The sequence below is a fragment of the Azospirillum lipoferum genome, assembly GCF_024170005.1.
Lineage (GTDB): Bacteria > Pseudomonadota > Alphaproteobacteria > Azospirillales > Azospirillaceae > Azospirillum > Azospirillum lipoferum.
In genome coordinates, this window is the sequence record NZ_JALJXJ010000001.1 from 753,407 (window position 1) to 770,056 (window position 16,650).

The window sequence follows — 16,650 nt, forward strand, 5'->3', positions numbered from 1 at the left end:
CGCCTCACCCGCGCCGCAGGTCCAGGGTCATCGGGAACTGCGGGTTGCGTTCTTCCACCGGGGTATCCATCGGGCCGGGGGTGTGGCCGAACGGGAAGAAGCGGGCCAGACGGCGTCCTTCCGCCTCGTTGGCATTGACCGGGAAGGTCTCGTAATTGCGCCCGCCCGGATGCATGACGTGATAGGTGCAGCCACCGATCGACCGGCCGGCCCAGCTGTCGACGATGTCGAAGATCAGCGGCGTATGGACGGGAATCGTCGGATGCAGGCAGGACGGTGGCTGCCACGCGCGGTAACGTACGCTGCCGACGAACTCGCCCTCAACCCCGGTTGGGATCAGTGGAACGCGCCGGCCTTTGCAGGTGATGACGTGGCGGGCGTCGATCAGGCCGGTGACGCGCACCTGCACCCGCTCCACCGAGCTGTCGACATAACGCACCGTGCCGCCGCCGCCCGGCTCCTCGCCCAGGACATGCCAGGGCTCCAGAGCCATGCGCAGCTCCATGGTGATGCCGCGCTGGCTGACATGGCCGTAGACCGGGAAGCGGAAGTTGAAGTGTGGCGCGAACCAGCTGTCCTCCAGCGGATAGCCGTGGTCGCGCAGGTCCTGCAGTACGTCGGCCATGTCCTGCTGGAGGAAATGCGGCAGCATGAAGCGGTCGTGCAGATCCGTACCCCAGCGCACCAGCCGGCCCTTGTAGGGATGCTTCCAGAAGCGGGCGACCAGCGCCCGCATCAGCAACTGCTGGGTCAGGCTCATCTCCGCATGAGGCGGCATCTCGAAGGCACGGAACTCGACCAAGCCGAGGCGGCCGGTGGAACTGTCCGGCGAATAGAGCTTGTCGATGCAGAACTCCGCCCGGTGGGTGTTGCCCTGCACGTCGACCAGCAGGTTGCGCAGCACCCGGTCGACCAGCCAGGGCGGACAGTTCCCGGTCGCCGCCGCCTGATCGATCTGGTTGAAGGCAATCTCCAGCTCATAGAGCTGGTCGTCGCGCGCCTCGTCGACACGGGGAGCCTGACTGGTCGGACCGATGAACAGGCCGGAGAAGACATAGGACAGGGCAGGGTGATTCTGCCAGAAGGTGATCAGGCTGCGCAGCAGGTCGGGCCGGCGCAGGAAGGGGCTGTCGGCCGCGGTGGCGCCGCCCATCACCACATGATTGCCGCCGCCGGTGCCGCAATGGCGCCCGTCGATCATGAACTTCTCGGCCCCCAGGCGGGACTGGCGGGCATCCTCGTACAGCGTGATGGTGTTGCGCACCAGATCGTCCCAGCTATGGGCCGGGTGGATGTTCACCTCGATCACGCCCGGGTCGGGAGTGACGGCCAGCGAGTTCAGGCGCGGGTCCTTCGGCGGCTGGTAGCCTTCGATGACCACCGGCATCTCCAGTTCGACCGCCGTCGCTTCGATCTCCGCCAGCATCGCCAGATAGTCTTCCAGGGTGCTCATCGGCGGCATGAACAGGTGCAGGCGCCCGTTGCGCGCCTCGCAGGTCAGGGCGGTGCGGACGATCCACCACGCCGACTTGCCCTCTTCCGGCAATTCGTCACGGATTTCCGCCATGATGCGCTGGCGCTGGGCGATCCGCTTGTCGGTGTGGACGCCGCGGTCGGATTCCTGGACGGCACCACGGATTTCGTGCCGGCGTTGCACGGGGTGCGGCGGCAGAGGGCCGCGCTCCTCGAATGGGTCGGTCTCCCAGCTATAGGGATAGTCGGCCTTCGATACCCAGGGCAGCGACCCGATGGGCAGGCGGTAGCCGACCGGGCTGTCGCCGGGGATTAGCAGCAGCCTCTCCTGGCGCAACGGCCAGGTGCTGGACAGCCAGATCGGACCCTGCTGGGTCATGCGGCGGTTGATCGGCAAGGCGAAGCCCACCGGCTCGGCCAGGCCGCGGGTGAAGACGCGGGCCAGGCGGTCTCGCTCCTCCTTGTCCTCCAGCTTGCTGTCCAGCGGGTCGACATTGATGGGGAGCTGCGATTCCTTGCGCAGGTAATGCCAGGGGTCCTCATAGGCGCCGAGCACCAGATTCGGGTCGAGGCCCAGCCGCTTCGCCAGCGCCATCAGGAAGACGCCGGCGTCCTGGGCGGTGTGGCCGTAATCGGTGTCCTCGCGCGCCAGCAGGTCGCTGTTGGCCCACAGCGCCTCGCCGTCGCGGCGCCAGTAGACGGTCATCGCCCAGCGCGGCAGCGATTCGCCAGGATACCATTTACCCTGGCCGAAATGCAGCAGTCCGCCGGGTGCGAACCGCGCCATCAGCCTGTGGATCAGATCGGCGGCCAGCTTCCGCTTCTGCGGGCCGAGTGCCGTCGTGTTCCATTCGGCCCCCTCCATGTCGTCGATGGACACGAAGGTCGGCTCGCCGCCCATGGTCAGGCGAACGTCCCCGGCCTTCAGATCCTCGTCGACGCGATGGCCCAGCGCCTCGATCGCCGTCCATTGCTGCGGGCTGTAGGGCTTGGTGACGCGCGGTGCCTCGTAGATGCGGGTGACCGACATCTCATGGCCGAACTCGACCTCCGCCTCGTCGACCATGCCGGAGATGGGAGCGGCAGAGGAGGCGTCGGGCGTGCAGGCCAACGGAATGTGGCCCTCGCCCGCCAGCAGACCGGAGGTCGGATCCAGCCCGACCCAGCCGGCGCCGGGCAGGAACACCTCCGTCCAGGCATGGAGGTCGGTGAAGTCGCTTTCCGGACCGGACGGACCGTCCAGCGCCTTCTGATCGGCGGTCAACTGGATCAGGTAGCCGGAGACGAAACGGGCGGCGAGGCCCAGATTGCGCAGGATCTGAACCAGCAGCCATGCCGAATCGCGGCAGGACCCGGTGCGCTTGGTCAGCGTCTCCGCGCAGGTCTGGATGCCCGGCTCCATCCGGATGACGTAGCCGATGTCCTGTTGCAGCCGCTGGTTCACCGCAACCAGGAAGTCGATGGTCGGGGTCTTGTCCCGCGGGATGTCCTTGAGGTAGGCCGACAGCTCCGGCCCCGGCTCCTCCGTCTCCAGATAGGGACGCAGCTCGCGCTCAAGCCAGCCGTCGTAGGTGAAGGGGATATGGTTCGCCTTCTCCTCCAGGAAGAAGTCGAACGGGTTGATCGCGGCGATCTCGGCGACCAGATCGACCTCGACGATGAACTCGCGAGTCTTTTCCGGGAAGACGAAGCGGGCCTGGAAGTTCGATTGCGGGTCCTGCTGCCAGTTCAGGAAATGCTGCTTGGGCGTGACCTTCAGGGAATAGCTGAGGATCGGTGTCCGGCAATGGGGCGCCGGGCGCAGCCGGATGATCTGCGGGCCGAGGGACACCGGCCGGTCGTAGCGATAGATCGTCTTGTGGTTCAGCGCGACGTGGATCGCCATGGAAAACCCCGCCTCATGCCTGTTCGATGATGTTCGCGCCCCGGTTAGGTCCAGGATCGCCGCTGCAACGGTAACACCGATAAATCCGCCCCGACAGAGTGCCTGGCCGTCGATCCTACCGCAGTTGCGAAAAAGTCACGAAGTTGCCTGTGACGCGCGCTGCGGCTTTCTTCCGTTCGCGTTACCCATTATATCCTAAGCGACCGGGGTATCGCTGCGGCTGGGATTCGCGTCTGGATGGTGTCGGTGGCGGCTTCTTCACTAATGGGCGGCAACCAGGGGGCCGGCGGGCGCGGTTCCGGCGGCATGGGTGACGCCGGACGGGGCGTCGTCACCGGAAAGTATTTCAATTTCAAGCCGCTGCCGCCGCCGGCCGACATCCTGGGCAATCCGCTGGTCGTTCCCAACCTGCCGACTCACAAGCTGCCGAGGGAGACGTTCGGCAGCCGGGTGAAACGGTTCCTGGCCCGGATGAACCTGGGCAGCCAGTCGGCCGACACCCGGCTGCGCTGGAAGCTGTACGACACGATCCAGGCCACCATGGCGTCGCTGTCGCCCACCGTCACGCTGGTGGCGGAAAAGCGGGCGCCGGCGAAGAAAAGGAAGCTGTCGGTCCCGGTCGTCGTCGTGCGCCACCCCTATCACCTGCGCCATGTGTTCGAGATGATGCCGAACATCCCCGACACGCTTGCGGCGGAGCGGCGCTTTCTCGAACTGCTGATGACCCGCGCGCTGAAGCGTTATGGCGAGCAGATGGCGCTGATCAAAGGCAGCGCCTTCTCCTTCGAGCATGAGGCGCGCGAGTATTTCTTCGCCGGTTTTCGGCTGGAAAAGCAGATCAAGAAGGTCAACAATCCGGACGAGCGATTCGCGGCTTTGCAGGCAATTCACACCAACTATTTCCATGGCCGCAACTATTATTATTTCGCTTTGCTGCGGCGGGAAAAACTGGCGCCCGACAACAAGTTGTTCATGCTTTATGCACGCGCGGTCTATTTCATGGCGCGCATCGACTGGAACGGCGAACTGTTGGACAAGCCCAACCCGCGCATGCTGCCCAGCCGCGACGACATGCTGTTTTTCGTGGAACGTGACAAGTCGGTCGTGACGCGCTATCGCACCGACCAGGATTTCCAGCGTCAGGTCAAGTCCGTGCTGGAGGCTTTCCCCGCTTCGTGACGTTCCGTTTCCTCATCCAAGGTTTCCTGCGATGCGCGCCCTGTCCCTGGTTGGCGGTTTTCTGGCTGCCGGCTCCCTGCTTGCGGTGCTGACCGCGGTCCCGGCCCTGTCGGCTCCGGCGGACGCCCCTTCGCCCGAGGCGTCGGCTCCCGCGGAGCCCGTTTGTGATGCGGCGGAGACGCCGGCAGCGCAGCTGACATGCCGTGATCCGAAGCTGACGGCGGCCGCCGCACAGCTGGATGCGGCACTGGCGGCGCTGGGGGCGACCACCGACGACACCGGGCGCACGGCGATCGAGGACGCTCAAACCGTCTGGCGGGCGCGGCGGGACGAAGCCTGTCCGGTGAGCACGACCGATCTTGCCGACGCCAAGGCGACCAAGACGCGCAGCGATTGCCTGCTGCGCGTCATCCGCCAGCGCACGATGGCGCTGGAGACGGAGCGTCAGGCGCGCTCGCGCCCAATCGCCGACCTGCCGCTGTCGGTCACCGGTGCCGCTGCCCGCCGCTTCGACGCACCCGAACCGCATGTGCCGGCGTTCAACCGCAAGGTGGCGCTGTCGACGCTGGCCGGCCGCTGGGCCAAAGCCGATCCGACCGACCGCGCCGCCATAGACGATTGTCGCAGCTCCTACCTGGAAATCGGGACCGACCGTGCCCTGCATGCGGTCGATTCACGGCTACCGCTGTTCCCCCTGAACGGAACGCTGGCGGCCGATGGCGATCCGGTACAGGGGGTGGTGCTGCTGCCTGCCAGCTCAGCAGAGGGAACGCCTGCCCCGCTGGCGATCCTGCGGCTTCTGCCCGCCGATTCGCCGCGCCTCGACCGGCTGGTGCTGCGCATGGAGCCGCCGGCGACCTTCGCCGCGGAGTTCGTACGCTGCCGCTAGCCCGGCTAAAGAGGGCGTTACGCAAGGGCTATGCGGTGGGAACGGTACCGCCATCGATGACATATTCGGTGCCGGTTATGGTTCTGGCACGGTCGGACGCGAGAAAGGCAATCAGATTGGCGATATCTTCCGGCTTCGAAGGCCCGCCGATGGGAATGCCGCCAAGCGAGTCCATGATGATCCGCTTGCCGCCTTCATAATCGGTGCCGGCGTCCCTCGCCAGCCGCTCCGCCAGCCGAACCGCCGCCTCGGTCTCGATCCAGCCGGGCGAGACGCGCACCACACGCACGCCCTTGGGCGAAACCTCCTTCGACAGGCTCTTGCTGTAGGTCGAGAGCGCGGCCTTCGCGGCAGCGTAGGCAGTCGTTGCCTCCGGCAACGGCAGCTGACGCTGGATCGAGGTCACATGGATGACCACTCCATGGCCTTGCGCCACCATCGCCGGGACGAGTTCCCGGTCGAGCCTGACGGCCGGCATCAGATTGAGGTTCAGTTCCCTGCTCCATTCTGCATCGCCCAGCGTTGCAAAGCCTCCTGCAGGGGCGGACGAGCCGCCCAGCATGTGAACGATGACGTCGACCCCGCCCAGACGCTCCCGTACAGCGGCGGCGAGTGTTGCGCACCCTTCCGGCGTGGTCAGGTCGGCCGAGACGAACATCCTGTTGTCGAGCGTGTCCGGGCGGGACCGGGCCACGGTCAGTACCAAGGCGCCGAGTTCGCGAAACAGGGCGACCGTTGCTGCACCCGCGCCTCGCGTGCCCGAGGTGATCAGTACCCGCTTGCCGTCGAGAGTGATGAACGGGGTCATGGGTTGACCTCCAACGCAGTGATCCGACTGCTTCCGAGTTCAAATGCGAATGTTATGGTGGCAGGGCTGCCAGGGAATTGCCCCATCACCTTTGCGAGAGGTTCGATAACATCACTCTTCTCGATGATTTCGAACGGTTCGATACTGTGCTTGTATGCGAACTTGGATGTGCGCCACCACGTGCCGATTGCGATGCTGCCGACGTAGGTCTGACCTTCATCCTTCACGACTGCATCAGGTGCGAAGCTGGCGATCACAGCCGCACCATCGTTCCTCCCGTCTGCGTCGATGTAGTCCTGAATTGGTGGGGGGAGTTTCATTGCACCGTGCCTTCTGATCGGTAGGGGCTTTCGTCTCCCCAACGTAGGCCTGGACAAACGTTCCGATAATCAGGATAAAACGGAATGTGGAATTCCGATAAACGGGACAATGTATCGGCCTGAACTGAATGATCTGGATGCGGTCATTGCCATTGCCCGTCGGGGCTCCTTTCGGGCCGCGGCTCTGGATTTGGGCATGTCGACGACCGCGCTCAGCAATGCCATTGGAAAACTCGAAGCGGGCCTAGGTGTCCGTTTGTTCAATCGGACAACGCGGAGCGTCTCTCTCACCGATGCAGGCCGCGTATTCGTCGAGCAGGTCGGTCCCGCGTTGCAGGATATCCACGGTGCTCTGGATGCCGTGCGGTCGCAGCAGGCGATTCCGTCGGGCACGCTGCGCATCAACGCCTTTGCCATGGCGGCACGCGAGATCCTGTCGCCGCTCGTGCTGGAGTTTCTCCGCCGTCATCCACAGGTGCATATCGACCTCGTCACCGAAGGGCGGCTGGTGGATATCGTCGCTGAGGGCTTTGATCTCGGCGTGCGGGTGGCGGACCTCGTGCCCAGCGACATGATCGCGATTTCCCTCGGACGCCCGCAGCGATATGCCGTGGTCGGATCTCCAGCCTTCTTCGGAAAGCGTGACAGGCCGCGTGTCCCGCCCGACCTCCTGAATTATCCTTGTATTCGAGTTCGCCTGCCGAACGGAGCCCTTTACCGGTGGCAGTTCCAGAAGGACGGACAGGCGACACAGATTGATGTCGACGGACCGATCACCTTGGACGAGGCCAGCCTTGTGCGAATCGCCGTCCTTGAAGGCATCGGATTGGGCTTCTTTATGGAACAGGACGTGCGGACCGACATCGAGGCGGGCCGTCTCATTCGCGTGCTCGACGACTGGACGCCGCCACGAGCCGGGCTCTGCCTCTACTACCCGGGACGGCGCAACCCCTCCGCCGCCTTCAGTGCGTTCATCGGCTTGGCTCGCGAATTCGGTGCCAAGCCGGTTCCGTGATCCTCGATGTCCGAGGTGGTGGCGGGGACATCAGGTTCTTGAAAGCAGAAAGCGGACAGTAATCGACAGCCGTTCGCCCGCAGGAAGGGCGATGATGCCGGAGCCGGGTTCCTGCGGGCGGTTCAGTGCATCGGTCATGTGGGTGACCGGCTCCAGGCACAGATAGGGCTCGCCCGGTGGGGCGTAGACGATCAGATGTCCGACCGGCCCGTCGGCAAGCATGGTCAGGCGCAGCCGCTCCTGCGGCCGTTCCAGTACCGCCGAACCGCTCCAACCGGTGAAGCCGTTGTCCAGCGTCACATGGTCCATGGTCACGCCGTGGCGAAAGTTCCAAGCTGGGGGCAGCGGCCGGTTGCGGCAGGGCAGGATGGTCGCGTCATTTTCCCACACCGTCTGGACATCGGCGGTCACGCGGGTGCCCGGCGTGCGGACGAAATAGGGGTGCAGCCCCAGCCCGGCCGGCATGTCGCAGTCCGACTCGTTGACGAGGTCCAGCGTGACGGTCAGCCCCTCGCCGTCGAGCCCAATCATCTGCGCCGCGCGGTAGCTCCAGGGCCAGTCGTCCGCCCGGTGGCTGAAGCTCATGTGCAGGGCATCATCGGTGGCGGCCTCCACGCTCCATGGGTTGGACCAGCCATGACCGTGGATGCGGTGCGGCGATCCGGGGTCGGTGGCCAGCACCACCTCCCGCCCCTGGAAGACGAAGCGGCCACCGCCGATGCGGTTGGAAAAGGGCACCAGCGGGAAGCAGGCCATGTCCGGGGAGAAATCACCTGCCAGCGCGCGATCGGACGCCCGCCGGAACAGCTCCACCGGACCGTCGGGAGTTGACAGGCTCCAACTCGCTAGCGAACCGCCGCAGTGCGGGGTCGCGGTGAGGCTCATCGGCCCGTGCTGCAACGCGATGATGGTGCCGGTCCGGATCATGCGTTTCTCCCATCGTCAGCGTCCCGATTTTTATCGCACATGCGAAGGCTGAAGGGAACGGCCGCTGCCGCCGACGGGCGGAATGGCGCAACGCCGACACGCCTCATATGCTTTTGATGAAAAATCTGGGTATCGTACACCCGTCATTTACCCTCGCTGCGCAAGAATGATCCACCGGCGGTGTGCCCTGGCGATATGCCATGGCCGGCGCGGTATGCTGGTTCGATCGACAACGCAGGCGGAGCGCCGTTGTTGCAGCCCGGTTGCACCATCCGCCACCCTGATGGAAAGGCCCGGAGTGTCCATTCCCCAGCTCAGCCGTGCGACGCCGACGCCCCAGGCGGCCATAAATACGCTCGACGAGGCGGAGCTGTGCGGCGCGCTGCCGGACTACCATGCGCTGTCGGCGCGTCTGGTGATCGGGGCGGTGATGCGATCGTTTCTGGACCCGCTGCTCCTGACCCCGACGGAGCTGATCCACCTCGCGAAGCCGCTGAAATCCTGTCTGGACCAGGGTTCCCTCATCGAAGCGGCCATCACCAGGATCGCGACGATCCAGGCCCGCGCGCCGGGTCAGGATCTGCAGGTGCGCCGCCGCGCCATCCGTGCCGCGGTGGACGAAAGCTGGGCCAAGGCACGGGTTGCCCAAGTCGCCTTCGCTGCCATGCCGCGTGGCCGCATGCCCGTGGACTGGCTGCTGTCCCAGGGGGCCAAGTCTCCCACCGGCGATGCCGATTACGACCTGCGCGTCGCCACCAGCCTCGAATTGGTCGACCTCAAGAACTGGAACGGCAAGCTGGACCGGCTGCTGGAACTGCATCAGTGGGACAGGGATGAGCGGCTGGCCGCGGCCGTCGACGGGGTGATCGGCGATATCCTGGCCTCCACCGCTGCGGGGGCGGAGCTGTTCGGGGCCAATCTGCTGCCTGGCACGCTGCTGTCGACCCTATGCGACCTGCTGTTCGGCCGCATCGGCATGGACGCCATCGGACCGAATCGTGTGGGCGTGCTGAACGCTTTGTTCCGCCAGGGCAAGCTGCCGCAGGCGAAGGCTGCTGTGCTCGACCGCATCCGCCGACAGTTGAAGGGGCCCCAGCCGCTGGGCCGCGGCGCCTTCGACCAGGAAGCGGAGATGCTGAAGACGCTGGTCGGCCATCTGCTGACCCGCGACGGGCTGGTTGGCGGTGCTGCCATGGCCGATGCGCTGACCGTGCGCTATTCGCGCCGGCTGGAGCAGGGTGGGGCCAGCGCCTATCGCCGGTCGATCGTCGGGCTTGGCGAGGGGCAGTCGGATCTGATCTGCCGCATTCATTACCTGATCCGCGTGGCGGCGGTCCCTGCCGCCGAACGCCATGCCGACGAGATACTTGCCTCGCTGGAGGCCGCCGTCTGCAACGAACTGCTGATTGAGAACATGCTGGTGCAGACGCCGGACACTGCCCTGCTGGAGCGTGACTTCGCCCGCGCGCTTGCGGGTATACGCTCCGCTCCGCTGCCGGCCGGCGCCTGCGAGCGGATCGCCGCAAGAGCGGAACGGGCGGTGGACGATTATGTGAAGACCGGCCAGCTCGCAGTCCGCCTTCGGCAGGTGGAGCCGGTCCTGCGCCGCCGCACCATCCGGCTGGCGGAGGTCGCCTGCTCCGGCCTGATCCGTGAGGATGGCGCGTTGCCGCTGATGCGCCAGCACATCCTGGAGATCGTCCGCCAGCCGCAGTTCCAGGCGGAGCTTGCCCAGCCGGAAAGCGAGGTCGCACAGGCGGAGGTCCGCCGGCTGCTGGAACTGCTCGACCGGCTGCGCCAGATGGCCACGGCGCCCGCACCGCCACCGGTTCTGCCCGCTGTTTCGCCTGCGGCGATGCAGCCCACCGTGGATGTGGCCTCGCTTCCGCCCCAGGCGACCCCGCCAAAGGGCATGCCCAGGGACAATCGCGGTGCGGAAACTATCCTTCACCCGGTCAGCCGGCAGCCGGCAGGGTCGGCAGGGTCGAAGCCGGTGTCCGTGGTGACAGCCTGTCTTTGCCCCAGCTGCTATGCCACCCTAGGTGAGGCTGGAGCCTGCGCCGCCTGTGGTTTCCCTGCGAAGTCCGAGAACCGGCCGGGCGTGCATCTGGTGCCGGGCACGTTGCTGCACGGCCGCTATCGCTCCGGACGGGTGCTGGGGCAGGGCGGGTTTGGCGCCACCTATCTGGGCTGGGACGACCGCCTGCGGGTGAAGGTGGCGATCAAGGAATATTACCCCGCCAACCTGATCGCCCGGGTTCCCAACGCTGCTGCCGTCTCTCCCTTCTCCGACGAGCATGCGGAGACCTTCGCCGCCGGGCTGGAGAAATTCCTGGAGGAGGCGCGGACGCTGGCCCGTCTGCGCGACGTGCGCGAGATCGTCGGCGTCCAGGACTTCTTCGAGGAGAACGGCACCGCCTATCTGGTCATGGAACTGCTGGAAGGCCGCACCATGAAGAAGTACCTGACCGACTGCGGCGGGCGGATCGACGTGAAGCGGACATTGTCGGTGGTGATGCCGATCGCCAAGGCGTTGCAGGTCATCCACGATCAGGGGCTGATCCATCGCGACATCAGCCCGGACAATATTTTTCTGACCAACGGCGGCGACCGCAAGCTGCTGGATTTCGGTGCCGCCCGGCAGACAGCCCGTCCAGGTGCCGGCATGACCGTGATCCTCAAACCGGGCTATGCCCCGCCGGAGCAATATTCCAACGAAGGGCGGCAGGGTCCCTGGTCCGATGTCTATGCGCTCTGCGCCACCATCTATCTGGCGCTGACCGGCCGCACCCCGCCCGACGCCACCGCCCGCTTCATGAACGACAAGGTGCCGAAACCGTCGGAACTGGGTGTCGCGCTGTCTCCCGGTTTCGAGAAGGTGCTTCTGTCGGGGCTCGCCATGCGCTGGCAGGACCGGCCGCAGTCGATGAAGGATCTCCTGCGGGCGATGACCAACGCCCTCTCCGGCGGCTGAAACCGAAGACCCTCGCGCACGAAAAAAGGGACCGGCGAACCGGTCCCTTTTTGCTGGTCGGCTGATGCGGCGACGTTACTTCACGTCGGCAGCGACCTGCATCTTGATGATCTTATCCGGGTTCGAGACCTGACCGTTGCGGGCCTGATCGCCCTTCTTGATCATGTCGACGAACTCCATGCCTTCGACCACGCGGCCCCAGACGGTGTACTGGCGGTCCAGGAACTGGGACGGGGCGAAGCAGATGAAGAACTGGCTGTCGGCGCTGTTCGGATCCTGCGCGCGGGCCATCGACAGGGTGCCGCGGATGTGCGGGGCGCTGGAGAACTCTGCCTTCAGCTTCTGGCCGGAGCCGCCCATGCCGGTGCCGGTCGGATCGCCGGTCTGGGCCATGAAGCCGTCGATGACACGGTGGAAGACGACGCCGTTGTAGAAGCCCTGGCGGGTCAGTTCCTTGATGCGGGCGACGTGGTTCGGCGCCAGGTCGGGCCGCAGTTCGATCACCACGCGACCGTCCTTCAGGTCGAGGTAAATGGTGTTTTCCGGATCCAAGGCCTTCGCCTCCCCTTGAGAAACTGTAAAGAACGAGACAGTGAAGATTGTGGCGAAAAGCGCCGCCAGCAATGCGCGGGTCCACCGCTTCATGCGAAACACTCCGATGAGCCGAAATCCGCGCACCGGACCATAGGGGAAAAGTGCTGGAATGCAAAGCCGTGCTGGCGGGGAGGCCGATCGGTCGAACAATCCGCCAAAAGTCACGGATGACGGCCGGTCGTCCGGGTGTTCATCCGGGCATGGACGTGGCATGCCGGTCCTGACGGACATGCGGGAAGGGAAGGCGGGCTTTGAGGCTGGGACGGGCGATCGCGGGGACGGTGGCTGTTGCGGTGACGCTTGGCGTCATTGGGCTGGGCGGGGTGATCCTGGCCGGACCGGCCCTGATCGGCGTGACGGCGACGGAGACGCTGCGCGGAGCCGGCTTCACCAGTGCCGCGGTGACCGTCACCGGGATGCGTATCGCCGATGGCTGGGAAGGGTTGCGGCTGGAGTTCACCGGCGACAGCGGCCCGCTGGAGACCGCGGCCCAAACGCTGGATTTGCCGATGGCCGGCCGGCTGACCCTGTCCGGTGCGCTGGTTGTCGGGATCGAAGGCGGTGCCGTATCCGCCACATCCGCTGGTTGCCTGACTGCCAAGGTGGAACGGCTGACTGTTTCCGGTCAGCCGCTGGATCTGCCGCAAGGGGCGACGATCTGTCCGGTGAAGGACGTTCCACTTGTGCGCTGGTCACCCGACGCCATGGCCGTGGCAGCCGAAGTGCAGGCACTGCGGCTCGACGCTCCCGCCAGCGCCCTGCGTGCCGAGCAACTCGTGCTGCAACTGCGGCAGGATGGAACTGGAGGGCGGGCGGATGCCACCATCGCGCGGCTGATCAACACCGCCAAGCCGGCGCCGGTTGTCCCGCTCGCCATCACGATGCAGGCGGTCCAGGCGGGGGAGGGGCCATGGGACATCGACGGTACAGCCAGGAGCGCCAACGGCCTTCTCACCGTCACCCTCGACGGCACCTACGATCAGACCGCCGGGACAGGACGGCTGGAGGCGGCGGCGAAGCCGATCCGCCTTGCCGAGAATGGTCCCGGTCTTGCCGCCATTTCGCCGCTGGCAGCGACCTTCCTTGAAAAGGCGTCCGGCACGCTGTCGGGCAAGGCGACGCTGACCCTGACGCCAAAGGGCCTGACCACGGCCGGCCAAGCGGTGGTGAAGGGGCTTGCCGGCGCTGCCGGGCCGGTGACGGTCGCCGGGGTCAGCGGTACCATCGCCCTGTCCAGCCTGTCGCCCCCGATCATCCCGGACGGGCAGAAGCTGTCGATCGGTCTGCTGGATGTCGGCATTCCTTTGACCGACGGCACGCTGCTGTTCGGTTATGGCCGCGATGGGCGGCTGGATGTCGACCGGGCGGAATGGCGCTGGGCCGGCGGCATGCTCCATGCCGATCCGTTCGAACTGGCGCCTGACAAGCCCAAGGGGACGGTTACTCTGCACGCCGACGGCATCGACGCCGGCAGGCTGCTGGAACTGATCGCCGTGGATGGCCTGGAGGCGACCGGCAAGCTGGCCGGCACCCTGCCGGTGGTCTTCGCCAGCGATACGGTCACATTGAACGGAGGCGTCCTCGAATCGGCCGGATCGGGAACCCTGCGCTATGATCCCGCTCAACCGCCGTCCGGCCTGAAGGGGGAGGAGGGGAGCCCGACCGCCATGCTGATGGGGGCGCTGACCGACTTCCGGTACGAAACCCTGCGGATCACCATCGATGGGCAGGCTGGCGGCGAGCTTAGCGCCGGCTTCTCCCTGCGCGGGGCGAACCCGTCATTCTACGATGGCTATCCGGTTGCGCTTAACCTTAAGCTGTCCGGCGCGCTCGACCGGATTCTGCGCCAGAACCTCGACGTCTACCGGATCCCCGACACGCTGCGGGACCGCATGACCGGCTCCGACCAGAAGGACCATTGACCGCCACCATGGATATCAAGTTTCCGCCAAACGGCCTGACGGCCGTCCTGCTGATTTCGGTCACGCTTGCCGCCTGCGCCCCGACGGTGAAGATCCAAGCGCCCGACAAGCCCATCGAGATCAATCTGAACGTCCGGATCGAGCAGGAGGTGCGGGTCAAGCTGGAACGCGACGTCGACGACGCCATTCGCAACGATCCCGCTCTGTTCGGTCTTCCCACCGACTCCGTGCCCTCTTCGGCGAAGGGGAAAAAGTGATGACGAAAAGCCTCATCAGCCGCCGGCATTTCAACCGGCTTGCCCTGTACGCCCTGGCGGCCGGGATGCTGACCGCTGCGCTGCCGCAACTGGCACTGGCCCAGGATGCTCTGGCCACCGCCAAGGCTGCCGGCCAACTGGGTGAGCGTCCGGACGGGATGGTCGGCGTGGTTCCCGGCGCGCCGGATACCGCCCAGGTGCTGGCGCAGCAGGTGAACGCCCAGCGCCTCGCCCGCTATCAGGAGATCGCCAAAGGCAACGGCACGGCGCTGGACAAGGTCCAGGCGGTCGCCGGCCAGCAGTTGATCGAACGAACCCCGGCCGGGCAGTACGTGATGACCGCCGCGGGCCAGTGGCAACGCAAGTGATCTCGTCATCCGCACCCGGTAAGGGCCCGATCGCCGACCTGCGCCGCCGTCTGGCCGGCAAGCCCGGCGACGGCGCGCTGCTGTCTGCGCTGTTCTCGGCGCTCGACATGCTGGGGCAGACGGGCACGCCGGAGGAGGCGGTCGCCCGCTCGAACCTCGGCGAGGCCATGCGGCGCCAGGGCCGCCTTGTCGAGGCGGAAGCGCATCACCGCAAGGCACTGGCATGGCTGCCCGACTTCGGCGGCAACCACTACAATTGGGGCGTGACCCTCCAGGCGCTCGGTCGCCCGGCGGAGGCCGCCGCGGCTTATGGCGAGGCGGCAAGGCTGATGCCGAACTTCGCCCCGGCGCCCTGCAACCAGGGAGTCCTGCTGCGCGATCTCGGCCGGCTGGACGAAGCGGAATTTGTGCTGGATCGCGCGCTGGAACTCGATCCCACGCTGGTCCCCGCCCGGCTGGCTCTGGCCGCCCTGTATCGCGACCGCGGTGACCTGGACCGCGCCGCCGCCGGCTTCCGTGCGTGCCTTTGCCTGCGCCCCGATCTGGCGGAAGGGCAGGCGAATCTTGCCCTGACGCTAAAGGAACGGGGGCAGCGCGGCGGTCCGGCGGAGGACGCCGCGGCAAGCATCCTTGGCTTCGAACGCGCCCTGCGCATCGGCCTGCCCGATGCCGGTGGAGTGCTGGCGCAGCTGGTGCAGCAGCACCGCCATCTCTGCCGCTGGAACGGGTTGAACGCTTTATCCACCCGGCTGGTCGAACTGGTGCGGGAAGGGCGCACACAGCAGGCTCACCCCTGGATCTTCCTCGGCGAAGGGGCGGGGCCGGCGCTGGAGCGTGCCTGCGCCGAGCGCTATTCCGATTGGAAGATGCGCGGCATCCGAACCTCCTTTCCAAATCGCAGCGGACGTGGGCCCAAGCTGCGCATCGGCTATCTTTCCGCTGATTTCCACGAGCATGCGACGGCGGTGCTGATCGCCGAGCTGATCGAACGGCACGACCGCGGCCGGTTCGAGATCGTCGGTTGTTCCTATGGCGCAGACGATGGTGGGCCGTTGCGCCGGCGGTTGGTCACCGGATTCGACCGTTTCCTGGACCTGTCGGCCCTGACCGACGACTCGGCTGCGCGGCTGATCCACGAGGCGGGTATCGACATCCTGGTCGATCTGAAGGGCCATACCCAGAACGCCCGGCCGGGCATTGCCGTCCACCGCCCCGCGCCGATCCAGGCGCAATGGCTCGGCTATCCGGGCACCCTGGGCAGTGCGGCCATCGACTATGTCATCGCCGACCGGGTGGTGGCGCCTGCCGATCACCAACGCTTCTATAGCGAGCGGATCGTCCATCTGCCCGACAGCTACCAGCCGAACGACCGCAAGCGCGCCATCGGTCTGACGCCGCACCGGGCCGGCTGCGGTCTGCCGGAAAGCGGCACGGTATTCTGCGCCTTCAACGCATCCTACAAGATCGGGCCGGATTTGTTCGGCCGCTGGTGCCGGATTCTGCAGCGCGTGCCGGAGTCGGTCCTGTGGTTGCTGGACGGTCCGGCCGAGGTCGCGGACAACCTTCGGCACGCGGCTGTGGAGCGGGGTGTCGCGGCGGAGCGTCTGGTCTTCGCTCCGCGTCTGCCGGGACCGGCGCACTTGGCGCGCCACCGGCTGGCCGACCTGTTCCTGGATTCAGGCCCCGTCGGTGCCCATACCACGGCGAGCGACGCGCTGTGGGCCGGGCTGCCGGTGCTGACGGTTGCCGGCCGTTCTTTCGCGGGGCGGGTTGCCGCCAGCCTGCTGCATGCCGTCGGGCTGCCCGAACTGGTGGTGCCTGATTGGGATGCCTATGAGGCGACGGCAAAGCGTCTGGCTGAACAGCCCGCCGAACTGGCGGCGCTAAAGCTGCGGCTGGAGCAGGCGCGCGCCACCGCCCCCCTGTTCGACACCGACCGATTCGCCCGCTCGATCGAAACCGCCTATGCCACGATGTGGGACATTCACGCGGCGGGGGAACCGCCGCGCGGGTTCGCCGTTCCGCCTCAGGGATAGGGG

At 66.4% G+C, this 16,650-nt stretch carries 13 protein-coding genes; 8 read left to right on the top strand and 5 right to left on the bottom strand.

Annotated features, from left to right (window positions below; translation table 11 throughout):
- Positions 1-4 precede the first annotated feature (4 nt).
- Entirely contained in the window at positions 5-3,358 is a 3,354-nt protein-coding gene (locus J2848_RS03600; RefSeq protein WP_149233570.1) for a transglutaminase family protein, read from the bottom strand.
- Between the two features lie 237 nt (positions 3,359-3,595).
- On the opposite strand from J2848_RS03600, the gene J2848_RS03605 reads away from it, so the two are divergent.
- Complete coding sequence (locus J2848_RS03605) at positions 3,596-4,537, top strand: hypothetical protein (protein WP_246194116.1); 942 nt, start codon at positions 3,596-3,598, stop codon at positions 4,535-4,537.
- Between the two features lie 31 nt (positions 4,538-4,568).
- Entirely contained in the window at positions 4,569-5,426 is an 858-nt protein-coding gene (locus J2848_RS03610; protein WP_149233569.1) for a lysozyme inhibitor LprI family protein, read from the top strand.
- A 28-nt stretch (positions 5,427-5,454) separates the two neighbouring features.
- Here the strand turns inward: J2848_RS03610 and J2848_RS03615 are convergent, their stop codons facing one another.
- On the bottom strand, positions 5,455-6,234 hold the full coding sequence (locus J2848_RS03615; protein WP_149233568.1) for an SDR family oxidoreductase: 780 nt from the start codon (positions 6,232-6,234) through the stop codon (positions 5,455-5,457).
- A complete protein-coding gene (locus J2848_RS03620) occupies positions 6,231-6,554 on the bottom strand; it encodes a nuclear transport factor 2 family protein (protein ID WP_149233567.1) in 324 nt (107 codons plus the stop codon). Before J2848_RS03620 ends, J2848_RS03615 begins: the two co-directional genes overlap by 4 nt.
- A gap of 109 nt (positions 6,555-6,663) precedes the next feature.
- Between J2848_RS03620 and J2848_RS03625 the strand changes: the two genes are divergently transcribed.
- Positions 6,664-7,569 carry a LysR family transcriptional regulator gene (locus J2848_RS03625; RefSeq protein WP_149233566.1) on the top strand — a complete coding sequence of 302 codons (906 nt, stop codon included), beginning with the start codon at positions 6,664-6,666 and terminating at the stop codon, positions 7,567-7,569.
- A gap of 30 nt (positions 7,570-7,599) precedes the next feature.
- Here J2848_RS03625 and J2848_RS03630 read toward each other — a convergent pair whose 3' ends face one another.
- Complete coding sequence (locus J2848_RS03630) at positions 7,600-8,496, bottom strand: aldose 1-epimerase (protein WP_149233565.1); 897 nt, start codon at positions 8,494-8,496, stop codon at positions 7,600-7,602.
- A gap of 298 nt (positions 8,497-8,794) precedes the next feature.
- Here J2848_RS03630 and J2848_RS03635 point away from each other — a divergent pair, with 298 nt between their 5' ends.
- Positions 8,795-11,470, top strand: a complete 2,676-nt coding sequence (locus J2848_RS03635; RefSeq protein ID WP_149233564.1) for a serine/threonine-protein kinase — start codon at positions 8,795-8,797, stop codon at positions 11,468-11,470.
- 75 nt (positions 11,471-11,545) lie between these two features.
- On the opposite strand, the gene J2848_RS03640 is transcribed toward J2848_RS03635, so the two are convergent.
- Entirely contained in the window at positions 11,546-12,115 is a 570-nt protein-coding gene (locus tag J2848_RS03640) for a peptidylprolyl isomerase (RefSeq protein WP_109443634.1), read from the bottom strand.
- A gap of 200 nt (positions 12,116-12,315) precedes the next feature.
- On the opposite strand from J2848_RS03640, the gene J2848_RS03645 reads away from it, so the two are divergent.
- From J2848_RS03645 to J2848_RS03660, 4 genes are read left to right on the top strand one after another with little or no spacing between them, the layout of a single operon-like run.
- The gene (locus J2848_RS03645) at positions 12,316-13,986 is read left to right on the top strand and encodes an intermembrane phospholipid transport protein YdbH family protein (RefSeq protein ID WP_149233563.1); all 1,671 of its coding nucleotides are present in this window, start codon (positions 12,316-12,318) and stop codon (positions 13,984-13,986) included.
- Positions 13,983-14,243, top strand: a complete 261-nt coding sequence (locus tag J2848_RS03650) for a YnbE family lipoprotein (RefSeq protein ID WP_246194114.1) — start codon at positions 13,983-13,985, stop codon at positions 14,241-14,243. The genes J2848_RS03645 and J2848_RS03650 overlap by 4 nt, the downstream gene beginning before the upstream one ends.
- Entirely contained in the window at positions 14,243-14,611 is a 369-nt protein-coding gene (locus J2848_RS03655; RefSeq protein ID WP_149233562.1) for a YdbL family probable chaperone protein, read from the top strand. Before J2848_RS03650 ends, J2848_RS03655 begins: the two co-directional genes overlap by 1 nt.
- A complete protein-coding gene (locus tag J2848_RS03660) occupies positions 14,608-16,647 on the top strand; it encodes an O-linked N-acetylglucosamine transferase, SPINDLY family protein (protein ID WP_246194112.1) in 2,040 nt (679 codons plus the stop codon). The genes J2848_RS03655 and J2848_RS03660 overlap by 4 nt, the downstream gene beginning before the upstream one ends.
- Positions 16,648-16,650 lie beyond the last annotated feature (3 nt).

Coding starts and splice junctions, on each gene's coding strand:
- J2848_RS03600 (WP_149233570.1), bottom strand. CDS start 3,358: ATGGCGATCCACGTCGCGCTGAACCACAAGACGATCTATCGCTACGAC.
- J2848_RS03605 (WP_246194116.1), top strand. CDS start 3,596: ATGGTGTCGGTGGCGGCTTCTTCACTAATGGGCGGCAACCAGGGGGCC.
- J2848_RS03610 (WP_149233569.1), top strand. CDS start 4,569: ATGCGCGCCCTGTCCCTGGTTGGCGGTTTTCTGGCTGCCGGCTCCCTG.
- J2848_RS03615 (WP_149233568.1), bottom strand. CDS start 6,234: ATGACCCCGTTCATCACTCTCGACGGCAAGCGGGTACTGATCACCTCG.
- J2848_RS03620 (WP_149233567.1), bottom strand. CDS start 6,554: ATGAAACTCCCCCCACCAATTCAGGACTACATCGACGCAGACGGGAGG.
- J2848_RS03625 (WP_149233566.1), top strand. CDS start 6,664: ATGTATCGGCCTGAACTGAATGATCTGGATGCGGTCATTGCCATTGCC.
- J2848_RS03630 (WP_149233565.1), bottom strand. CDS start 8,496: ATGATCCGGACCGGCACCATCATCGCGTTGCAGCACGGGCCGATGAGC.
- J2848_RS03640 (WP_109443634.1), bottom strand. CDS start 12,115: ATGAAGCGGTGGACCCGCGCATTGCTGGCGGCGCTTTTCGCCACAATC.
- J2848_RS03655 (WP_149233562.1), top strand. CDS start 14,243: ATGACGAAAAGCCTCATCAGCCGCCGGCATTTCAACCGGCTTGCCCTG.